We start from the raw sequence: 18,931 nt of genomic DNA, 5'->3' as shown, positions 1-18,931 counted from the left end.
TAGGTTTGTCGATTATAGCCCCTGGCACAGGCCGCAATTCAGACCTTGCTGAAACTAAACTTGCCGTTTTTGTATTCCACTTTGATCTTGTCTTTGGGCGCAAAACGGCCTTCCAGGATTTCCATGGCCAGCGGATTTTCCATCTGGGACTGTATCGCACGCTTTAACGGGCGCGCCCCGTATGCCGGATCAAATCCGGTTTTGGCGAGTTCATCCAAGGCCGAATCGCTGACCTCAAGCTTGATATCCATCTGTGCGAGACGCTTTTCAACATACTTAAGCTGAATGTTGGCGATGGATTTAATGTTCTTTTCGTCGAGTGCGTGGAATACAACCACTTCATCGATGCGGTTGATGAACTCCGGCCGGAAATAGGCCTTGACTTCGGCAAGCACGGCAAGCTTGATGACCTGGTAGTCATCGCCCGCCATTTGCTGAATCATCTGCGAACCGAGGTTGGAGGTCATCACAATCACGGTGTTCTTGAAATCTACGGTTCGCCCCTGGCCGTCGGTCATGCGTCCGTCGTCAAGAACCTGCAGCAGCACATTGAACACGTCCGGATGTGCTTTCTCCACCTCATCCAGCAGGATCACCGAATAGGGCTTGCGTCGCACCGCCTCGGTAAGGTAACCGCCTTCTTCATAACCAACATACCCTGGCGGCGCACCGATCAGTCGCGCCACCGAATGCTTTTCCATGAATTCAGACATGTCTATGCGGATGAGGTGGTCTTCCGAATCAAACAGGAATTCCGCCAGCGCCCTGCACAATTCGGTTTTGCCGACACCGGTGGGGCCGAGGAAAAGGAACGATCCATAAGGCCTCCTGGGATCGGCGAGACCTGCGCGCGAGCGGCGGATCGCGTCGGAAACCAGCTTTACGGCCTCGTCCTGTCCCACCACTCGGTTATGCAGCCGTTGTTCCATGTGCAGCAGTTTTTCGCGCTCGCCCTGCATCATTTTCGAAACCGGAATTCCGGTCGCGCGCGACACCACTTCGGCGATTTCCTCGGCGCCGACCTGGGTGCGCAGCAGCTTGTGCTTGGCGCTGTGGGCGCCCGATTTGTCAGCTTGTTTCAGCTGTGCCTCGAGCTGCGGTATTCGCCCGTACTGCAATTCGGAAACCTTTTGCCAATCGCCCTTGCGCTTAGCGGCTTCCATCTCGATCTTGAGTTTCTCCAGCTCTTCCTTAATGTGCTGCGATCCCTGGACCTGCGCTTTTTCCGCTTTCCAGACTTCCTCCAGGTCGGCGTATTCCCGTTCGAGTTTCTTGATCTCGCCTTCAATAAGCGACAGGCGTCTTTTCGAGGCTTCGTCTTTTTCTTTCTTCACTGCTTCGCGCTCGATCTTCAACTGGATTAGGCGCCGCTCGAGCTTATCCATTGTCTCCGGCTTGGAATCAATTTCCATCTTGATGCGCGCCGCCGCCTCGTCTATCAGGTCGATCGCCTTGTCGGGCAAAAAGCGGTCCGTAATGTAGCGCTGCGAAAGCTCCGCAGCGGCAACGATTGCCGGGTCGGTAATTTCCACGCCGTGATGCAGTTCATATTTTTCCTGAAGTCCGCGCAATATGGCGATGGTGTCCTCCATCGTCGGTTCGTTCACCATGATTTTCTGGAAACGCCGTTCCAGCGCCGCATCTTTTTCGATGTATTTGCGGTATTCGTCGAGGGTGGTCGCGCCTACGCAATGCAACTCGCCCCGCGCCAGCGCCGGTTTCAGCATATTACCGGCGTCGATCGCGCCTTCCGCCTTGCCTGCTCCGACCATGGTATGGAGCTCGTCGATAAATACAATGGTGCGTCCTTCATCTTTCGCCAGTTCCTTGAGCACGGATTTGAGCCGTTCTTCGAACTCGCCTCGGTATTTGGCGCCTGCCAAAAGGGCCGCCAGGTCGAGCGCGAGTACGCGTTTGTTTTTCAGCGTCTCGGGCACCTCGCCGTTGACGATGCGCTGTGCAAGGCCCTCGACTATCGCAGTCTTGCCTACGCCGGGTTCCCCGATCAACACCGGGTTGTTCTTGGTGCGCCGCTGCAGCACCTGAATGGTACGGCGGATTTCGTCATCGCGTCCGATGACCGGGTCGAGCTTGCCCAGCCGCGCCCGCTCGGTGATATCGAGCGTATATTTCTTTAACGCCTCGCGGCTGCCCTCTGCTTCCGGATTCTCGACCGTCTCGCCACCGCGAACCGCGCTGATCGCCTGCTCCAAATGCTTGCGTTCTGCCCCATGCTGCTTGAACAGCTTGCCGGTCTCGCCTTTGTCCTGAGTCAACGCCAGCAGGAAAAGCTCGGAAGCGATGAACTGGTCGCCGCGCTTCTGCGCTTCCTTATCGGTAACGTTTAGCACGTTGGCGAGCTCTCGCGACACGTTGATTTCTCCCGCAGTTCCTTCTACCTTGGGTAAGGCCTCAATACTTTTCTTGAGCGCTGCGCGCAGCGGCGGCACGCTGACGCCGGCGCGTGCCAAGAGCGATGCGGTACCACCATCCCCCTGGTCCAGCAATGCCAGCAGCAGGTGCTGTGGCTCAATATAAGAATTGTCATGGCCTACCGCCACGCTTTGCGCGTCTGAAAGCGCCTGCTGGAACTTGGTCGTAAATTTATCAAATCGCATGATTGCTCCGGGGTTTGTAACCGCTTGGCCAAATTGTAAATGGGGCTTTAGCCCGCTGTTTCAAGCCGCTGCTAATTACGATTTGGCTTGCTGCTCGGTTTTGGGGGAAAATAGACCATCCGCCGTCAATACACAAGGAGCCCATCATGGCAAAGGTCAGAATGGAAACCAAGCTCGTCGTTCCGGCAAATATATTGTGGGATGCCATAGGCCGCTTCGGCGCGCTGGGAGATTGGCACCCCGCGGTCGAAAAGTGCATATCCGACGGTGAAAGCAAGGGTTCAACGCGCAAACTGAGTTTGGTCGGGGGAGGCAGTATCGTCGAGCGTCTGGAACATATTAACAAGAAGGAGAAGCTTTACCGCTATTCGATAACCGATAGCCCGCTACCGGTCGACGGTTATATTGCCGAGATCAGGGTCAAGGACAACGGCGACGGGACCTCGACGGTCGAATGGTCCAGCAAATTCGAACCAAAAGGCGTAAAAGCCGAGGAGGCGATAAAGGTAATTCAGGGGATTTATCAGGCGGGCTTTGACAATTTAAAAAAGATGTATCATTAACGAGCAGCAATTAAACTTGCCCTGCTGTATTTAATCCGGACATGAGCCAACGACGAGCACGGCTGCGCATCTCCCCTCTCGGGCGCGATATCACGCTCATGCTGGTAATCAAGGCAATTGCGCTGTACCTCATTTGGCTCGCCTGGTTTTCCAGTCCGCCGGATAAAAATCTTGATGCCGCCCGCGTGGGAAATACCTTGCTTAGCGCGCCCCACGTCCATAAGGATGCGAATCATGCCGAGCCCTGAGGTCGTTGAATTATCGCGGCTGCAGTTTGCGGTCACCGCTCTTTACCATTTTCTGTTCGTACCGCTGACGCTCGGTTTGTCGTGGATCCTGGTCATCATGGAATCCGTTTACGTGATGACCGGCAAGCAGATTTACCGCGACATGACCAAGTTCTGGGGCAAGCTGTTCGGCATCAACTTCGCGATGGGGGTCGCCACCGGCCTTACCATGGAATTCCAGTTCGGCACCAACTGGGCATATTACTCGCATTACGTCGGTGACATCTTTGGCGCGCCGCTTGCAATCGAGGGTCTGATGGCCTTTTTCCTCGAATCCACCTTCGTGGGATTGTTTTTCTTCGGTTGGCAAAAGCTAAGCAAGAGGCAGCACCTAGCGGTGACCTTCCTGGTGGCGCTGGGCTCCAATCTCTCGGCGTTGTGGATATTGATTGCCAATGCCTGGATGCAAAACCCGGTCGGCGCCCAATTCAATTACGAAACCATGCGTATGGAATTAGTGAGCTTCTCGCAGCTCTTCTATAATCCTGTGGCCGGAGTGAAATTCGTGCACACGGTTGCAGCGGGTTATGTCACCGCCTCGATGTTCGTGCTCGGCGTCTCCAGCTATTACCTGCTCAAAAAGCGTGACACCGGTTTTGCGTTGCGTTCCTTCGCCGTGGCCGCCGGCTTCGGGCTTGCGTCCACTTTGTCGGTCCTGGTGCTTGGTGATTCGAGCGGTTACACCGTCGGCGAAGTGCAGAAAGTCAAACTTGCGGCAATTGAAGCAGAATGGGAAACTCAGAAACCTCCCGCCTCGTTCACGCTGTTCGGGTTCCCGGATGACAAAACGGAGCGAACGAATGATGCAATTCATATTCCTTATCTGCTGGGCTTGCTAGCGACCCACTCGGTGGATGAAAAAGTGCTTGGGATAAAAGATCTCAAGGCGAATCATTTGAAGCGCATAAACAGCGGCATCGTCGCCTATGGTGCGTTGCAAAAGCTGCGCAACGGGGACAACAGCCGGGAGGTACTGGATACCTTTAACAAGCACAAGGATGATTTGGGTTACGCTCTGCTGCTCAAGAAATACACGCCAAATGTGGTGGATGCGACTCTAGAACAAAAGCTTATGGCCGCAGACGACACCATCCCGAAGGTGTGGCCGGTGTTCTGGGCGTTCCGCTTCATGGTCGGGCTAGGGATGCTTTTCTTGCTCATCTTTTCGTGCGCGTTCTATTTTTGCGCGAGACGGGATGTTCAGCACCAAACCTGGCTGCTGATAGTTGCGCTGTGCTCCATCCCATTGCCGTGGATAGCGGCCGAGTTGGGCTGGGTTGTCGCGGAATACGGTCGCCAGCCATGGACCATCTCTGAGGTGCTGCCGACTTTCCTGAGCAGTTCCAACCTTCCAGCGGACCACGTTTATTTCAGCCTCGGAGGGTTTATTTTCTTCTATACATTTTTGCTGATCGTAGAACTTTACCTCATGCTCAAGTACGCGCGGCTCGGTCCGAGCAGTCTGGGAACCGGCGCCTACCACTACGAAACCGCCGGGGCGCACGCATGATTTTCGATTATGTGACACTCAAGTTCATCTGGTGGCTGTTTATCGGCGTGCTGTTGATCGGATTTGCCGTGATGGACGGGTTTGACATGGGCATCGGAACACTGCTCCCGTTCCTTGGAAAAAACGAAGAGGAGCGCCGCGTAATCATCAACTCGGTGGGTGCGACCTGGGAAGGGAATCAGGTTTGGTTCGTCACTGCGGGCGGCGCTATTTTCGCGGCGTGGCCACTGGTTTATGCAGCAGCCTTTTCCGGCTTCTACATCGCGTTAATACTTACCTTATTCGCGCTGTTCTTTCGGCCGGTCGGTTTTGATTACCGCAGCAAAGTGCACGATCCGCGCTGGCGCCATGCCTGGGATTGGGGTTTGTTTGCCGGCGGCGCGGTTCCTGCGCTGATATTCGGAGTGGCATTCGGCAATCTCCTATTGGGCGTGCCGTTTCAATTTGACGCCGATTTGCGCGTGACCTATACCGGTTCGTTTTGGGCGCTGTTAAATCCATTTGCGCTGCTGGCCGGAATAGTAAGCGTTTCGATGCTGTCCATGCACGGAGCCGTCTATCTGCAAAACCGCACCGAGGGTGAAATTAATGCGCGCGCCAAGCAGGCTGTAAAAGTATCGGCAATCGTACTCATCATTTCATTCCTGCTCGCGGGGTTGTGGATTGTATCCGGCGCCGAGGGCTATAAAATCATTTCCATGCCGTCGCCGAATTCAGTTATAACGCCGCTCGCCAAGATGGTCGTAAAAGCGCGCGGTGCGTGGCTTAACAATTACTCGCTCTACCCGTGGAGCGTTGTTGCACCCATACTTGCTGTAGGCGCTGCGATTATCGCTTGGTTGCTGTCGGCGGCAAACCGAGCGGCCACCGCCTTCATTTTCAGCGCTTTAGCGGTCGCTTCGGTGATTTTGACCGCGGGTCTGGCGATGTTTCCATTTATCATGCCCTCTTCGAGTTCTCCGAACAGCAGTTTGACGGTCTGGGATGCGGTCTCGAGTCATCACACTTTGCAAATCATGTTCTGGGTGGTGGTGATTTTTCTGCCAATAATTTTCGCTTATACGTCCTGGGTATACGCGGTGCTGCGCGGAAAGATTACGGTGCAGTCGATTCGCGATGATGAACATACGGCTTACTAGGAGCTAGTCAATGTGGTACTTCGCGTGGATTCTGGGTGTGGGTGTGGCGCTTGCCTTCGGCATCATCAATGTTATGTGGCTTGAAGCGGAATATTTTTCCCGGGAAGATCAGCGGCCTAAAGAATGACGCGCGGGCCGCAAATCAAGGCGCTGGCATTTGACGCCTACGGGACCCTGTTCGATGTGCATTCCGTCATTCAACTTTGCGATGAGCTGTTTCCGGGCCGAGGAGCAGAGTTAAGTCAAATCTGGCGCGCCAAGCAGCTCGAATACTCCTGGCTCAAAAGCCTGATGCGGCGCTATCAGGATTTCGAAAAAATCACCGAAGCTGCGCTCAAGTTCGCCTGTATAACATTGCAACTCGATTGCCCGACTGAATCGCGCAAGCGGCTGATGCAGGCGTACCTGCACCTTGAGCCGTATCCTGAAGTAAGGGAAGCTCTGGCCGCGCTATCCCACCTGAAGCTCGCGATACTCTCCAACGGCTCGCCGAAAATGCTCAAAGCGCTGGTTAAAAACAACGGGCTGACACGAACCTTTGACAAGGTCATCAGCGTGGACGAGTTGAAAATTTTTAAACCCGACCCGAAAGTATACGCACTCGCTCCCAAAAAACTGAAAGTAAGAAAAAGTGAAATCGGTTTTGTTTCTTCCAACTTCTGGGACATCTGCGGAGCAAGTTCTTTCGGCCTGCGTACTTTCTGGGTCAATCGCGCTGGCAAATCTGCCGATGAACTCGGTTACTCACCGCAAGCGACAGTGACCAAACTCACTGAGCTGGAGCGGATCGCGGGGAAGTCCGATTAGCAACAGCGCACGCCGAAGTGGTTGGCCTTCACCGCGCTGCAGATGCCAGCCTCGGCATGTTGGCAAATCCCGCCGCGGTGCTTGGATCTGGTTTGCCTGCGTGTATCGCCCGTCTTCCCTCAAAACCTCGGAAGATCATTAGGCCGCTCACTTCCGCTCGCGTCTCTTCAATGGATTAGAATGATTCTGACAGACTATGACCACGAACTTGGCATCTGCGATACGGGAAAATGTTAAAGCGGCTCTCGAGGAGGACTTGGGGCGCGGCGATCTGACCGCAAAACTGATTTCCCCCGGCGCGCGCGCCAAGGCGACGGTCATTACCCGCGAGGCAGCGGTGTTGTGCGGAACATCCTGGTTCGAAGCTTGTTTCCGGAAGCTAGACCCCAAAGTGAAAATCCGCTGGACCGCGAAGGATGGCGACAACATTCACGCGGGACAAGCGCTTTGTGAAATTAAAGGAAAAGCGCGCGCGTTGCTCACCGCCGAGCGCACCGCCCTCAATTTTCTGCAACTGCTTTGCGCGACCGCAACACGTACCCGGCGCTATGCCGAGGCAGTCAAAGGCACTCGTGCCGCAATCATGGACACGCGCAAGACACTTCCGGGTTTGCGCATTGCGCAGAAATATGCGGTGAGGGTGGGCGGCGGGAAAAACCAGCGCTTCGGTGTATTTGACGGGGTCCTTATAAAGGAAAACCACATTATTGCCTCCGGCAGCGTTGCGCAGGCACTGCAGCGGGCGCAAAAGCTGGCCGCGGGCAAAGTGCCAATTCAAATCGAAGTAGAAAATTTCCAACAACTGCAGCAAGCGCTGAATGCGGGCGCGAAGCTAATGCTGCTCGATAATTTCAATGTTGATCAGATGCGCGAAGCCGTGCGCATAGTGGCCGGGCGGGCCGAGCTCGAAGCCTCTGGCGGGATAAATCTGGAGAATGTGCGCGCGGTTGCGGATACCGGAGTGGACAGGATTTCCATCGGCAGCTTAACCAAAGACGTCAAGGCCGTCGACTTGTCGATGCGCTTCGAATGAATTCGAAGCTCCGGCTTTTTTTTAGTCCCTTCTGAGCCGCCGAGTACCGCAGCCAAGCCGGCGGAATACGGCGAGCACTGTCTGAGCGCGCAGCGCGAATTGCGCAGCCGCCCGGCTTGGCGAGGAACGGAGTGAATCCGCAGGACGGCGAGGCAGGGCGTCGTTTTGTTTGGTTACTTTATTTTGGACGAGCAAAATAAAGTAACCAGCCGCCGGTCTGCCACCGGCGAATTCCTTTTACTTCGGCAAATTTGCCGCAATCACCCTCTCTATTGCCTTGCGAGTCGCCGCAACCGTGACCGGCTTGCCGCTCTGCGCTATCGCAGTGTCGGGGTCTTTGAGGCCGTGACCGGTGAGCGTGCAGACGATCACCGCGCCATCTCCGATCGTGCCCCGCTCCAGGTCTTTGATCACGCCGGTCACCGACGCGGCGGAAGACGGCTCGCAAAACACACCCTCCGCCTGAGCAAGCAGCTTCTGCACACGCAGAATTTCTTCATCGGTGCACTCGGCAAACCAGCCGCCGGATTCTTCCTTGACTTTCCAGGCTTGCGTCCAGGACACCGGGTTGCCGATGCGTATGGCGGTCGCCACGGTTTCCGGGTTTTTCACAGGGGCTCCGCGCAGAAACGGCGCCGCACCTGCTGCCTGGTAACCCAGCATGATGGGTCGCCTCGTGGCCAATCTTTTTTTGTGGTAAGCGCATTGGCCGCCGCAAAAAAGGCACGCCTGAGTGTTGTCACATACCGCTTCGCAATATCCGATCCAGTGCGCGGTAATGTTGCCTGCGTTTCCCACGGGCAACGCGTGGTAATCCGGTGCGTCACCCAGTTCTTCGATGATTTCAAATGCAGCAGTTTTTTGCCCCTGCAATCGATAAGGATTGGTGGAGTTCACCAGCGTCACCGGCAGTTTTTGCGCGATTTCGCGCACCAGCTTCATGCCGTCATCGAAATTACCCTTGATCTGTATAACTTTGGAACCGTGCATCATGGCCTGGGAAAGTTTGCCCAAGGCGATCTTTCCTTGGGGAATCACTACGAAGCACGCGAGTCCCGCACGCGCCGCATAAGCCGCGGCGGCGGCTGAAGTGTTGCCGGTGGAAGCGCAGATAATCGCTTTGGCTCCGGTCTCGACGGCTTTGCTTACCGCCATTGTCATGCCGCGATCCTTGAAGGATGCTGTGGGATTCAGGCCTTCGAACTTGGCGTAGAGCTGAACTTTTCTTTTAATCAAGTGCGGAATTTTTTTGAGCTCGATGAGTCGCGTGTCCCCCTCGCCCAATGAAATTACCGGCGTGTTTTCATCAACCGGCAGACGCTCGCGGTAGCGTTCGATGACTCCGTTGTAATGACTGGACATGCCTAGAACCTTTTTTCACCGCGGAGGACGCCGAGAGTGCGGAACAAGAGGAATCAGATTGCTTCTGTTTTTCCTCGGCGTCTTATGCGGCTTAAATTTAATTCCTATTCAACTGTTCGAGACGAATACGCACGACCTTGCCGGAAATAGTGGAGAGCCTCTCGATTTTTTTGATCGCGGCTTCGATATGCTTCTCCATAGTTTCGTGAGTGAGCATAATGATGTCCACCTGCTGTTCGCCTTCGCTCGGCTCTTTTTGCACCATTGCATCTATCGATATTCCGGAGTCGGCGAGAATGCGCGTGATATCGGCGAGCACTCCCGGTCTATCGAATGCGCGCAGGCGCAGATAATAAGAGGTCTGCACTTCGGACATCGGCAGGATGGGCGTATCGCTGAGCGCATCCGGCTGAAACGCAAGGTGGGGCACACGGTGCTTGCGGTCCGCAGTATGCATGCGGGTCACATCTACCAGGTCTGCGACCACGGCGGATGCGGTAGGTTCGGCGCCGGCTCCTGCGCCGTAGTATAGGGTGGCGCCTACCGCATCGCCTTTAACCAGCACAGCGTTCATCACGCCTTCGACATTGGCGATCAGGCGTCGCGCCGGAATCAGCGTCGGATGCACGCGCAGCTCGATTCCCTTCGGCGTGCGCTTGGTGATGCCCAGCAACTTGATTCGGTAACCCATTTCCTCGGCGTAGCGAATATCCTCGCGCGTAAGCTTTGAGATGCCTTCGGTATATGCCTTCTCGAATTGCATCGGGATACCAAAGCTGATCGCCGCCAGAATGGTGAGCTTGTGCGCGGCGTCTATGCCTTCAATGTCGAAGGTCGGGTCGGCTTCGGCATAACCGAGGGCCTGCGCTTGCTTGAGAGCCTCGGCAAAACTTGCCCCGGTATTGCGCATTTCCGAGAGAATATAATTGCTGGTGCCGTTGATAATGCCGGCAATCCATTCCACGCGGTTTGCAGTCAGGCCTTCGCGCAGCGCCTTGATAATCGGAATCCCGCCTGCCACTGCCGCTTCAAACGCGACCATCACGCCGTGTCTGTGCGCGGCGGCGAAGATTTCGTTGCCGTGCTTGGCCAGGAGCGCCTTGTTAGCGGTTACCACGTGCTTGCCGTTTTGAATCGCTTTCAGAATATACTGCTTCGCCACGGTGGTGCCGCCGATGAGTTCCACGACGATATCAATGTCGGGATGATTCACCACTTGCAGCGCGTCCGCAGTCACGATGGCATTTTTCCCTGCAAGTTTGCGCGCCTTTTTCAAATCCTTGTCGGCGATCATTTTAAGTACGATGGCGCGTCCGGCGCGCCTTGTGATTTCCTCTTGATTGCGCCGCAGTACCGTGAAAGTGCCCCCGCCTACCGTGCCGATTCCGAGCAAGCCTACGTTTATCGGTTTCACGCGAGGCCGTCCTTGCGGAACATGTCCTTGATGCCGCGCAGCGCCTGCCGGGTTCGCGCTTCATTTTCGATAAGGGAAAAGCGTACATGGTCATCGCCGTATTCGCCGAATCCAATCCCGGGCGAAACCGCGATCTTGGCGTCAACCAAAAGCTTCTTGGAAAACTCCAGCGAGCCCATGGTACGGTATGCGTAGGGGGTCTGCGCCCAAACGAACATCGTGGCTTTAGGCGATTGCACATTCCAGTTGATCGCTTGCAACCCCTTGCACAGCACGTTGCGCCGGCTCTGGTATATGTGGCGGATTTCCTCTACGCAATCTTGTGGTCCTTCCAGCGCCAATATGGAAGCCACCTGAATAGGTGTGAACGTGCCGTAATCGTGATAGCTCTTCAGGCGCGCCAGCGCCGCAACCAGTTTTTTGCAGCCTACCATGAAGCCGACCCGCCAACCCGGCATGTTATAGCTCTTCGATAAAGTAAAAAATTCCGCCGCGAGATCGCGCGCGCCCGGCACCTGCATGATGGACGGTGCGGTGTAGCCGTCAAACACGAGGTCGGCATACGCGAAATCATGCGCAACGTAAATGCCGTATTCATTGGCAAGTGCGATGATCTTCTCGAAAAACGGAAGTTCCACGCATTGCGTCGTCGGATTGCTGGGAAAGTTGATGACCAAAAGCTTCGGCTTGGGATACGAATCTTTGAGCGCTCTTTCCAGTTCTTCAAAAAAATCCACGCCGGGCGTCAAGCGCACGTGACGTATGTCGGCGCCGGCAATCACTGGCCCGTAAATATGGATCGGATAGCTTGGATTGGGAACCAGCACGATATCGCCGGCGTCCAGAATAGCCAGCGCGAGATGCGAAATGCCTTCCTTCGAGCCGATAGTGACGATGGCCTCGGTATCGGGATCGAATTCCACGTTAAAGCGCGACTTGTACCAGTTGCATATCGCGCGCCGCAGCCGCAGGATGCCCCGGGAAACGGAATAGCGGTGGGTGTCCGGGCGCTGTACGGTTTCAATTAGCTTGTCGACGATGTGCTTTGGAGTGGCGCCATCGGGATTGCCCATGCTGAAATCGATGATGTCTTCGCCGCGTTTCCGGGCTGCCGCCTTAAGTTCGCTGGTGATATTGAAGACATAAGGGGGGAGACGCTTTATGCGCGGGAATTCCTGCATGATTTTGTGACGAAAGTCGAATCTGCCGTTGCACAAAAAAGGTATAATTCTATCCGACCCGTCACCCTGCCGCAAATGCAGTTGCGATGATCTGAGGACATGAAATTACATATAGCACCCGCAACGAACGACAACCGCTTCACCGGATACGGCCACGGCTATGTGATGGTAAACAAGGTACGACATGAGAAAAACATAATCGTTATGTCGGAACGCTTGCTGCAATGGGATGTCGCTGCATTTGACGCACTGAGCGCGAAAGACTTCGAGTTTCTCGCGAATCTTGCGCCTGAAATCGTGCTGTTAGGCACCGGTTCAAAATTGCGCTTCCCGCATCCGGCATTGTCGCAGTCGCTTGCGAATGCCGGAATCGGTCTAGAGGTCATGGATACACAGGCTGCGTGCCGCACCTTTAACATTCTAATTGCGGAAGGACGGAAAGTTATCGCTGCTTTGCTGCTCGGGGAATAACGCAGATTATCGCCATCAGCGGGAGAGTCGGCTCGATTATGAAACCACATTTGCTTCAGCACGATCTCAAGGCACAGGCGATCGACCGGGTCATCGCCCAGGTCGGCAGTATTATTCTCGGTAAAGACCGGCAGATCCGACTTGCGCTTGCTTGCATGCTGGCGCGCGGTCACCTGCTTATTGAAGATTTGCCGGGAGTGGGCAAAACAACTCTGGCGCACGCTTTGGCGCGTTCGCTGGGACTGGAATTTCACCGTATCCAATTTACGAGCGATATGTTGCCTGCGGACATTTTGGGCGTCTCAATTTATGATCGCTCCATTGCGTCCTTTAAATTTCACCCCGGCCCGGTGTTCGCGCAGGTCGTACTTGCTGACGAAATCAACCGCGCCACGCCGAAAACGCAAAGCGCGCTTCTTGAGGCAATGGAAGAACATCAAGTCACCACAGAAGGCGAAACGCGCCCCCTGCCCCGGCCCTTTTTTGTCATTGCCACGCAGAATCCCTCCCAGTTTGTCGGCACGTTTCCGCTTCCCGAATCACAGCTCGACCGCTTCCTGATGCGCATCAGGTTGGGCTACCCGGACAATGGCGCAGAACGCGCGCTGCTCAAAGGCGGCGAGCGGCGCGATATGGTATCCCATCTTGCGCCGTGCATGAACGCTGCGGAGCTATTGGAAATTCAGCAAAAAGTACGTCTGGTGCATGCCTCCGATGCGCTGATGGATTATCTGCAAGCGCTGATTCAACGAACGCGGCAATCACCTCATTACGTAAACGGTCTGAGTCCGCGTGCCGGGCTCGCGCTCCTGCACTCCGCCCGAGCCTGGGCGCTGGTGCATGGCCGGAATCAAGTATTGCCGGAAGACGTGCAGGCCATATTGCCCAGCGTAGTCGGGCACCGCTTGCAACCGGCGGGCGATCATGCGCAAAGCAAGGACCCAGCCGAGAACCTCATTAGCTCGGTAGCGATTCCCTAAAGCTTGTTGGCGCGGGAACGGACCCGATGCGGCGCGCCCTCCAAAATTTTCTGAATAGGTGGCTTTTCAAGCTCAACGGGCCTGAAGCCGGCCCCATCGTGCTCACGCAGCGCCGGGTCTTCATCCTCCCCACGCGCCAAGGTTTGCTGTTTGGAATTCTGCTGCTGCTGTTGTTGATTGGCTCGATCAATTACAGCCTGGGTTTGGGTTATGTTCTTACTTTCCTGCTCGCGGCGATGGGCAACATTTCCATGCTGCATGCTTTCCGCAACCTGGCGGGAATGCAGGTGCGCCCGGGCAAAGCTGATCCGGTATTTGCGGGCGAGTGGGCGCGCTTTGCGGTGTGCCTGGATAATCGCCGCGTTCTGGCCCGCTACGCAATTGCCGTAACCCGCGGCAAGCAGGCTCCTGTTTTCTGCGATGTTCTGCAAAACGCAGCGGCAATTGCCGAAGTCGGCGTGCCGGCACCGCGGCGCGGTTGGCTTAGGCCGGGACGCATTACGCTGTTTACGCGTTTTCCACTCGGGCTGTTTCGCGCTTGGTCTTACGTCGAGCTGGACGCGCATTGTCTCGTCTACCCGCGCCCGGACGCCGCAACGTTGCCGCCGGTAAAGCCGCATTCTCACAGCGGCGCCGGGGTTGAATCGGGACGTGGAAATGATGATTTCACCGGTCTGCGCCCGCATCAACCCAGCGATTCGCCGCGGCATATTGCGTGGAAAGCGGCTGCGCGCGATTACGGATTGCTGACTAAGCAATTCGTGGGACGCGCGGACATGGAGCTTTGGCTGGACTGGAACGATCTGCCTTCAACCCTGGATGATGAAGCCAAGTTGTCCCGCCTTTGCCGCTGGGTGCTGGACGCAGAAACAGCGGGAATTAGCTACGGGTTGCGTCTGCCCGGTAAGGAATTGCCTTTGGCTTACGGCGAGCAGCACCGCCAGAGCTGCCTTGAAGCTCTGGCTTTATTCGGGCTGCCAGAGACAGAACATGGAAAAACAAATTAGCTTTCGCAACATCGTTTGGATTTCGCTTGCGCTTGCGATGGTCGTTGCGCCGCACGTGGAGCGGCTGCCGGCCTGGATACTGATATTCGCCGGCGTGCTGGGACTCTGGCGCTTGCATATTGCGCAGCGGGGGTTGTCCCTGTTGCCCAAGTGGCTGCTGTTCCTGCTGCTTGGCACCGGCATTGCCGGGATTTATTTAAGTTACGGCGCGATTTTTGGGCGCGACGCAGGCGTGGCGTTACTGGTTTTGCTGATCGGCATGAAACTGATGGAGACGAACAGCGTGCGTGATGCGGTCATGGTCATGTTTCTCGGTTATTTTCTGGTCATCACCAATTTTCTCTATTCTCAAACCATCCTTGCTGGTCTGTATATGCTGCTGGTGGTGCTTGTACTTACCGCAACATGGATCGGCTGCAACCACCCATCCGACAGCTATCCTGTAAAAACAAGGTTCCGAATCGCGGGCGTGCTGCTCATGCAATCTGTACCGTTGATGGTGGCGCTGTTCCTGCTCTTCCCTCGCGTGCAGGGCCCGCTTTGGGGATTGCCGCAGGACGCGTATTCCGGAATTACGGGGCTCAGCGACACCATGTCGCCGGGTTCTCTGAGCACGTTGACGCAGTCTGATGCGGTCGCATTCCGAGTTAAATTCGACAATCCTGCACCCAGAATTTCCTCGCTGTACTGGCGCGGCCCTGTGCTGTGGCGCTTCGACGGCCGAACCTGGTATGTCGGAGGACATTCTGCTCTCCGCGCACCGGAATTGCGCGATCTCGGTAAACCGTTGCGCTACACGGTCACGCTTGAGCCGCATAACAAGAACTGGTTGTTCGCACTGGATATGCCCGGCACTGCTCCCCCGCGCTCAAGGATTACACCGGATTTTCAAATACTCTCAAATTTCCCGGTGCGCAACCGCATGCGCTATGAAATGGCGTCCTATCTGAAATACCGGACCGGTACCGATGAAAACCCTGCTGAATTGCGACGCGGATTACAGCTTCCGCGGAACTCCAATCCGCGCGCGCGGGAATTGGCGCAATCATGGCGCCGCAACGCCGGTGATGATCTGGCAATCGTCAACCAGGCGCTGAATTTTTATCGAAAAGAAAAGTTTTATTACACGATGTTGCCGCCGCTGCTTGGCGAAAATCCGGTAGATGAATTCCTGTTTGACACCCGGCGCGGTTTTTGTGAACACTATGCCTCGAGCTTTGCATTTTTAATGCGCGCTGCAGGAATTCCCGCGCGCGTTGTGACCGGTTATCAGGGTGGCGAGTATAACTCCATCGATGATTATTTCATCGTGCGCCAAGCCGACGCCCATGCCTGGGTCGAGGTTTGGCTGAAGGAACGCGGCTGGGTGCGGGTCGACCCGACTGCAGCGGTATCGCCGTTGCGCGTGGAAGCCGGGATCGCAGCCGCAGTACCCGCAACCGACCCTCTCCCGCTTTTAGTACGGGAGGATTACCCGTGGCTGCGCCAAGCGCGCTTCATCTGGGATGCAATGGCAAATAACTGGAACCAGTGGGTGTTAGGTTATACGCAGCAACGCCAGATGCAATTTATGACTCGACTTGGCATGAGCGAAGCCACTTGGCAGAACATGGCCATCGCGCTCGTCGCTGCGTCAGGATTGATCATGCTGGGATTGGCCGGGATGATATTGTGGCGCTTGAAAAACGCGCCGCGCGACCCGGTACAAATTGCCTACCACAAATTCTGCGGTAAGCTGGCGAAACACGGATTGGCACGCAGCCCCGCCGAAGGTCCGTGGGACTATGCGCGGCGCTTGGCGCAAGCCAAGCCCCAGCGGGCGGAGCCGATACGCAGCATCAGCGAATTGTATATTGCCATGCGTTACGGCACGTTGACCGGCAAATCCGCGCTAAAGCGTCTGTCGCGGTTGGTAAGCGAGTTTGAACCCTGAGCGGGCCAGTGGAACGTTTGATCCGAGCACTGCGGACGCGAAATTAGCAGCGCCTAAAGCGCTAATACAAAATCTCCTTGGACACGCCCTTGCGCTTCAAGATTTTGCGCAGGCTGTGCAATGCTTCGATCTGGATTTGGCGCACCCGCTCGCGCGTCAAGTTCATGTACTCAGCGAGCTGTTCCAGGGTGCTGATTTCACAGCCGTTCAAACCGTAACGACGTTCAATCACACGCCGCTGCTTGTCGTTCAACTGATTAAGCCATTCCTGCACATAAGTTTCCAGTTCGGTATGCTCAAGCCGCGAGTCGGGTGCAGGCGTGCGCTCATCCGGAATGGATTCGCCAACCGAGAGCATGGGATCGATCTCCAGCGGCGCGTCAAGCGATGCCATGCGGTCGTTATAGGCCAGCACCCGCCGCAACTCTTCCACCGGTAGCCCGAGCAGATGCGCTACGTCGTCGGTGGTCGGTTCCTTGTCGCAATGCGTCTCCAGGTGGCGCAATGCGCGCAATACAATATTGAGTTCCTTGATGACATGGACAGGCAGGCGGATGGTGCGCGACTGATTCATGATGGCGCGCTCGATGTTTTGCCGGATCCACCAGGTCGCATAAGTGGAGAAGCGAAAACCGCGTTCTGGATCGAATTTCTCCAATGCGTGGATCAAGCCCAGATTGCCTTCCTCGATCAAATCAAGCAGCGCCATACCGCGGTGTGCGTAGTGCTTGGCGATGCTGACCACCAGCCTTAAATTGTGCTTGATCATTTTCTGCCGCGCCTCGAAGTCACCTTGCTTGGTGAGGCGGGCATAACGCAACTCCTCGTGGGCACTCAACAACTCATTTTGGCCGATTTCATTGAGGTAAATCTGCGTTACATCTGAAAGTACATCGGCGGTGAAACGGTCTACCTCCGCTACAGGTTCCTCGGCCTGTAGCGGCAGGCCCTCCTCCGGCGGCTCGTCCTCCATCAAATAATTGTTCATGATGTCTTATTAGTGGCCGGCAAATATTTCAGCGGGTCAACCGGCTTGCCCAAGCGCCGGATTTCGAAATGCAGTTTGACCTGATCGGCATCGCTATCTCCCATTTCCCCGATTTTCTGGCCTTTTACCACGGATTGCCCTTCTTTTACCAGAATTTCGCTGTTGTGAGCATAGGCGCTGAGATAGGTATCGTTATGCTTGATGATAATCAGCTTACCGTAACCGCGTAGGCCGCTGCCGCTGTATACCACTTTGCCGGGCGCGCTGGCGAAAACCGGCTGGCCGAGCTTGCCTGCGATGTCCACGCCTTTCAGATTAGCGGTCTCGCTGAAACCGGAAACGATTTTCCCGGTCGCAGGCCATCCCCAATCAATTTCCCCGGTTGCCGGCCCGGGCTTTTTATTGTCCGTTTTGGTTTCCGCTTTAATTTCAGTTTTGCTTTCGGTTTTGCTTTCGGTTTTGTTTTCCGGTTTAGTTTCCGGCAACAGCGCGGCTGTGGTTTGCGTTGCTTCTAGCTTTTGCACTTGCGCCAGTGCCTGATCGGAATACGGAAGTTTCACCGCCTTGGGCTCGGTTTTCAGCATCCCTGGCAGAGGCAGCGGTTTGCCTTCCACAGTTTCGACCGGTGTGCCCTCGACTCCCGGCGCGGTCATGAGCGGGGCGGTAATCACCGCATTCGGAGGTGGTGTGAGCCGCAATTGCTGGCCTACACTGATTGCGGTGGGATCGCCGATGTTGTTCCATTGCTCGAGCTCCTTATAATCAAGGTCCTGCGCCAGGGCAATGCTGTACACGGTATCGCCTTTTTGCACGGTATAAAACTCGCCATGCGCCACGGATTTCTTCGGCGCCATGGTCTCCGTTGCCGGCTTCGCTGCCTGCACGGCTCCAGGCGATTTTTCGACCACCAGGGCCGCAGGCTGGGTGGCGCAACCGCCCACCAGGAGATTAGCTGCCAAAAACAGTACGCCCGCGTAAAAAGATGATGTTGTGGTCTTCATCACTCCATTCCAGAGCGCATTGGAACAAACTTCACGGTTTCCAAAACCGATTCAATGTAACTCTCCGTATTGCGCTCGACAAGCCGCAAGTGCTGTTCGTGAGCGCCCATAGGCAACACCATTCTACCACCAACCACAAGCTGCTCTAGCAGCGCTGCGGGCACATGAGTCGCCGCAGCGGCCACGATAATCGAGTCGAATGGCGCAGCATCTGGAAAACCTGCAAAGCCGTCTGCCCTTCTTACGCGCACGTTGTTGACGTCCAGCTCGCGCAGCCGAACTCGCGCCTTCACGGCAAGCGGAACCACCCGTTCCACCGTATACACTTCGTGCGCAAGACGCGACAGTACGGCAGCCTGATAACCGCATCCGGTGCCAATTTCGAGTGCGCGTCCGATTCTCTTGCCGCCGCGTAGCACCTCCAGCATGCGCGCCACAATGTACGGACTGGAAATAGTTTGGCCATAGCCCAGCGGCAGCGCTACATCTTCATAAGCGCGGCTTGCCAGGGCTTCCTCTACAAAAACGTGGCGCGGCACCTCGGCCATTGCGGTCAGCACCACTTCGTCGCGAATGCCCTGGCTGCGCAGGCGCTCTATCATGCGTGCACGCGTGCGCTGTGATGTCATACCGATTC

17 protein-coding genes and 1 pseudogene are annotated in these 18,931 nt (G+C 55.8%); 11 read left to right on the top strand and 7 right to left on the bottom strand.

Annotated features, from left to right (window positions below; all coding sequences use genetic code 11):
- Nucleotides 1–38 precede the first annotated feature (38 nt).
- A complete protein-coding gene (gene clpB, locus VLV32_06880) occupies nt 39–2,618 on the bottom strand; it encodes an ATP-dependent chaperone ClpB (protein HUL41610.1) in 2,580 nt (859 codons plus the stop codon).
- Between the two features lie 146 nt (nt 2,619–2,764).
- Between clpB and VLV32_06875 the strand changes: the two genes are divergently transcribed.
- From VLV32_06875 to nadC, 7 genes are all read left to right on the top strand, one after another.
- Nucleotides 2,765–3,181: an SRPBCC family protein gene (locus VLV32_06875; protein HUL41609.1), complete on the top strand. Its 417-nt coding sequence runs from the start codon at nt 2,765–2,767 to the stop codon at nt 3,179–3,181.
- 41 nt (nt 3,182–3,222) lie between these two features.
- The gene (locus VLV32_06870) at nt 3,223–3,429 is read left to right on the top strand and encodes a hypothetical protein (protein ID HUL41608.1); all 207 of its coding nucleotides are present in this window, start codon (nt 3,223–3,225) and stop codon (nt 3,427–3,429) included.
- Nucleotides 3,416–4,978: a cytochrome ubiquinol oxidase subunit I gene (locus tag VLV32_06865; protein ID HUL41607.1), complete on the top strand. Its 1,563-nt coding sequence runs from the start codon at nt 3,416–3,418 to the stop codon at nt 4,976–4,978. The genes VLV32_06870 and VLV32_06865 overlap by 14 nt, the downstream gene beginning before the upstream one ends.
- Entirely contained in the window at nt 4,975–6,117 is a 1,143-nt protein-coding gene (cydB, locus tag VLV32_06860; GenBank protein ID HUL41606.1) for a cytochrome d ubiquinol oxidase subunit II, read from the top strand. Before VLV32_06865 ends, cydB begins: the two co-directional genes overlap by 4 nt.
- A 10-nt stretch (nt 6,118–6,127) precedes the next feature.
- On the top strand, nt 6,128–6,244 hold the full coding sequence (cydX, locus tag VLV32_06855) for a cytochrome bd-I oxidase subunit CydX (GenBank protein ID HUL41605.1): 117 nt from the start codon (nt 6,128–6,130) through the stop codon (nt 6,242–6,244).
- On the top strand, nt 6,241–6,924 hold the full coding sequence (locus tag VLV32_06850) for a haloacid dehalogenase type II (GenBank protein ID HUL41604.1): 684 nt from the start codon (nt 6,241–6,243) through the stop codon (nt 6,922–6,924). The genes cydX and VLV32_06850 overlap by 4 nt, the downstream gene beginning before the upstream one ends.
- Nucleotides 6,925–7,120: 196 nt before the next feature.
- On the top strand, nt 7,121–7,957 hold the full coding sequence (gene nadC / locus VLV32_06845) for a carboxylating nicotinate-nucleotide diphosphorylase (GenBank protein ID HUL41603.1): 837 nt from the start codon (nt 7,121–7,123) through the stop codon (nt 7,955–7,957).
- 237 nt (nt 7,958–8,194) lie between these two features.
- Here the strand turns inward: nadC and thrC are convergent, their stop codons facing one another.
- From thrC to alaC, 3 genes are all read right to left on the bottom strand, one after another.
- Nucleotides 8,195–9,319: a threonine synthase gene (thrC, locus tag VLV32_06840; GenBank protein HUL41602.1), complete on the bottom strand. Its 1,125-nt coding sequence runs from the start codon at nt 9,317–9,319 to the stop codon at nt 8,195–8,197.
- Between the two features lie 97 nt (nt 9,320–9,416).
- Nucleotides 9,417–10,733, bottom strand: a complete 1,317-nt coding sequence (locus VLV32_06835; protein ID HUL41601.1) for a homoserine dehydrogenase — start codon at nt 10,731–10,733, stop codon at nt 9,417–9,419.
- Nucleotides 10,730–11,914: an alanine transaminase gene (gene alaC / locus VLV32_06830; GenBank protein ID HUL41600.1), complete on the bottom strand. Its 1,185-nt coding sequence runs from the start codon at nt 11,912–11,914 to the stop codon at nt 10,730–10,732. The genes VLV32_06835 and alaC overlap by 4 nt, the downstream gene beginning before the upstream one ends.
- 99 nt (nt 11,915–12,013) lie before the next feature.
- Here alaC and VLV32_06825 point away from each other — a divergent pair, with 99 nt between their 5' ends.
- Genes VLV32_06825 through VLV32_06810 form a run of 4 tightly spaced genes read left to right on the top strand, consistent with a single transcriptional unit; the run spans nt 12,014 to nt 16,305 of the window.
- The gene (locus tag VLV32_06825; GenBank protein HUL41599.1) at nt 12,014–12,385 is read left to right on the top strand and encodes an Mth938-like domain-containing protein; all 372 of its coding nucleotides are present in this window, start codon (nt 12,014–12,016) and stop codon (nt 12,383–12,385) included.
- A gap of 38 nt (nt 12,386–12,423) precedes the next feature.
- On the top strand, nt 12,424–13,365 hold the full coding sequence (locus VLV32_06820; GenBank protein HUL41598.1) for a MoxR family ATPase: 942 nt from the start codon (nt 12,424–12,426) through the stop codon (nt 13,363–13,365).
- Between the two features lie 26 nt (nt 13,366–13,391).
- Complete coding sequence (locus VLV32_06815) at nt 13,392–14,372, top strand: DUF58 domain-containing protein (protein HUL41597.1); 981 nt, start codon at nt 13,392–13,394, stop codon at nt 14,370–14,372.
- On the top strand, nt 14,356–16,305 hold the full coding sequence (locus tag VLV32_06810) for a DUF3488 and transglutaminase-like domain-containing protein (protein HUL41596.1): 1,950 nt from the start codon (nt 14,356–14,358) through the stop codon (nt 16,303–16,305). The genes VLV32_06815 and VLV32_06810 overlap by 17 nt, the downstream gene beginning before the upstream one ends.
- 61 nt (nt 16,306–16,366) lie before the next feature.
- On the opposite strand, the pseudogene rpoS reads toward VLV32_06810, so the two are convergent.
- The 3 genes and pseudogenes from rpoS to VLV32_06795 form a co-directional block, all read right to left on the bottom strand.
- A pseudogene (gene rpoS / locus VLV32_06805) lies at nt 16,367–17,209 on the bottom strand (RNA polymerase sigma factor RpoS).
- Nucleotides 17,210–17,289: 80 nt separating this feature from the next.
- Complete coding sequence (locus VLV32_06800) at nt 17,290–18,294, bottom strand: peptidoglycan DD-metalloendopeptidase family protein (protein ID HUL41595.1); 1,005 nt, start codon at nt 18,292–18,294, stop codon at nt 17,290–17,292.
- Entirely contained in the window at nt 18,294–18,923 is a 630-nt protein-coding gene (locus VLV32_06795; GenBank protein HUL41594.1) for a protein-L-isoaspartate(D-aspartate) O-methyltransferase, read from the bottom strand. The genes VLV32_06800 and VLV32_06795 overlap by 1 nt, the downstream gene beginning before the upstream one ends.
- Nucleotides 18,924–18,931 lie beyond the last annotated feature (8 nt).

Source organism: Burkholderiales bacterium (assembly GCA_035518095.1).
Lineage (GTDB): Bacteria > Pseudomonadota > Gammaproteobacteria > Burkholderiales > JAHFRG01 > JAHFRG01.
The sequence above is the reverse complement of the archived record's forward strand: the minus strand, read 5'-3'. Positions and strand labels throughout refer to the sequence as shown.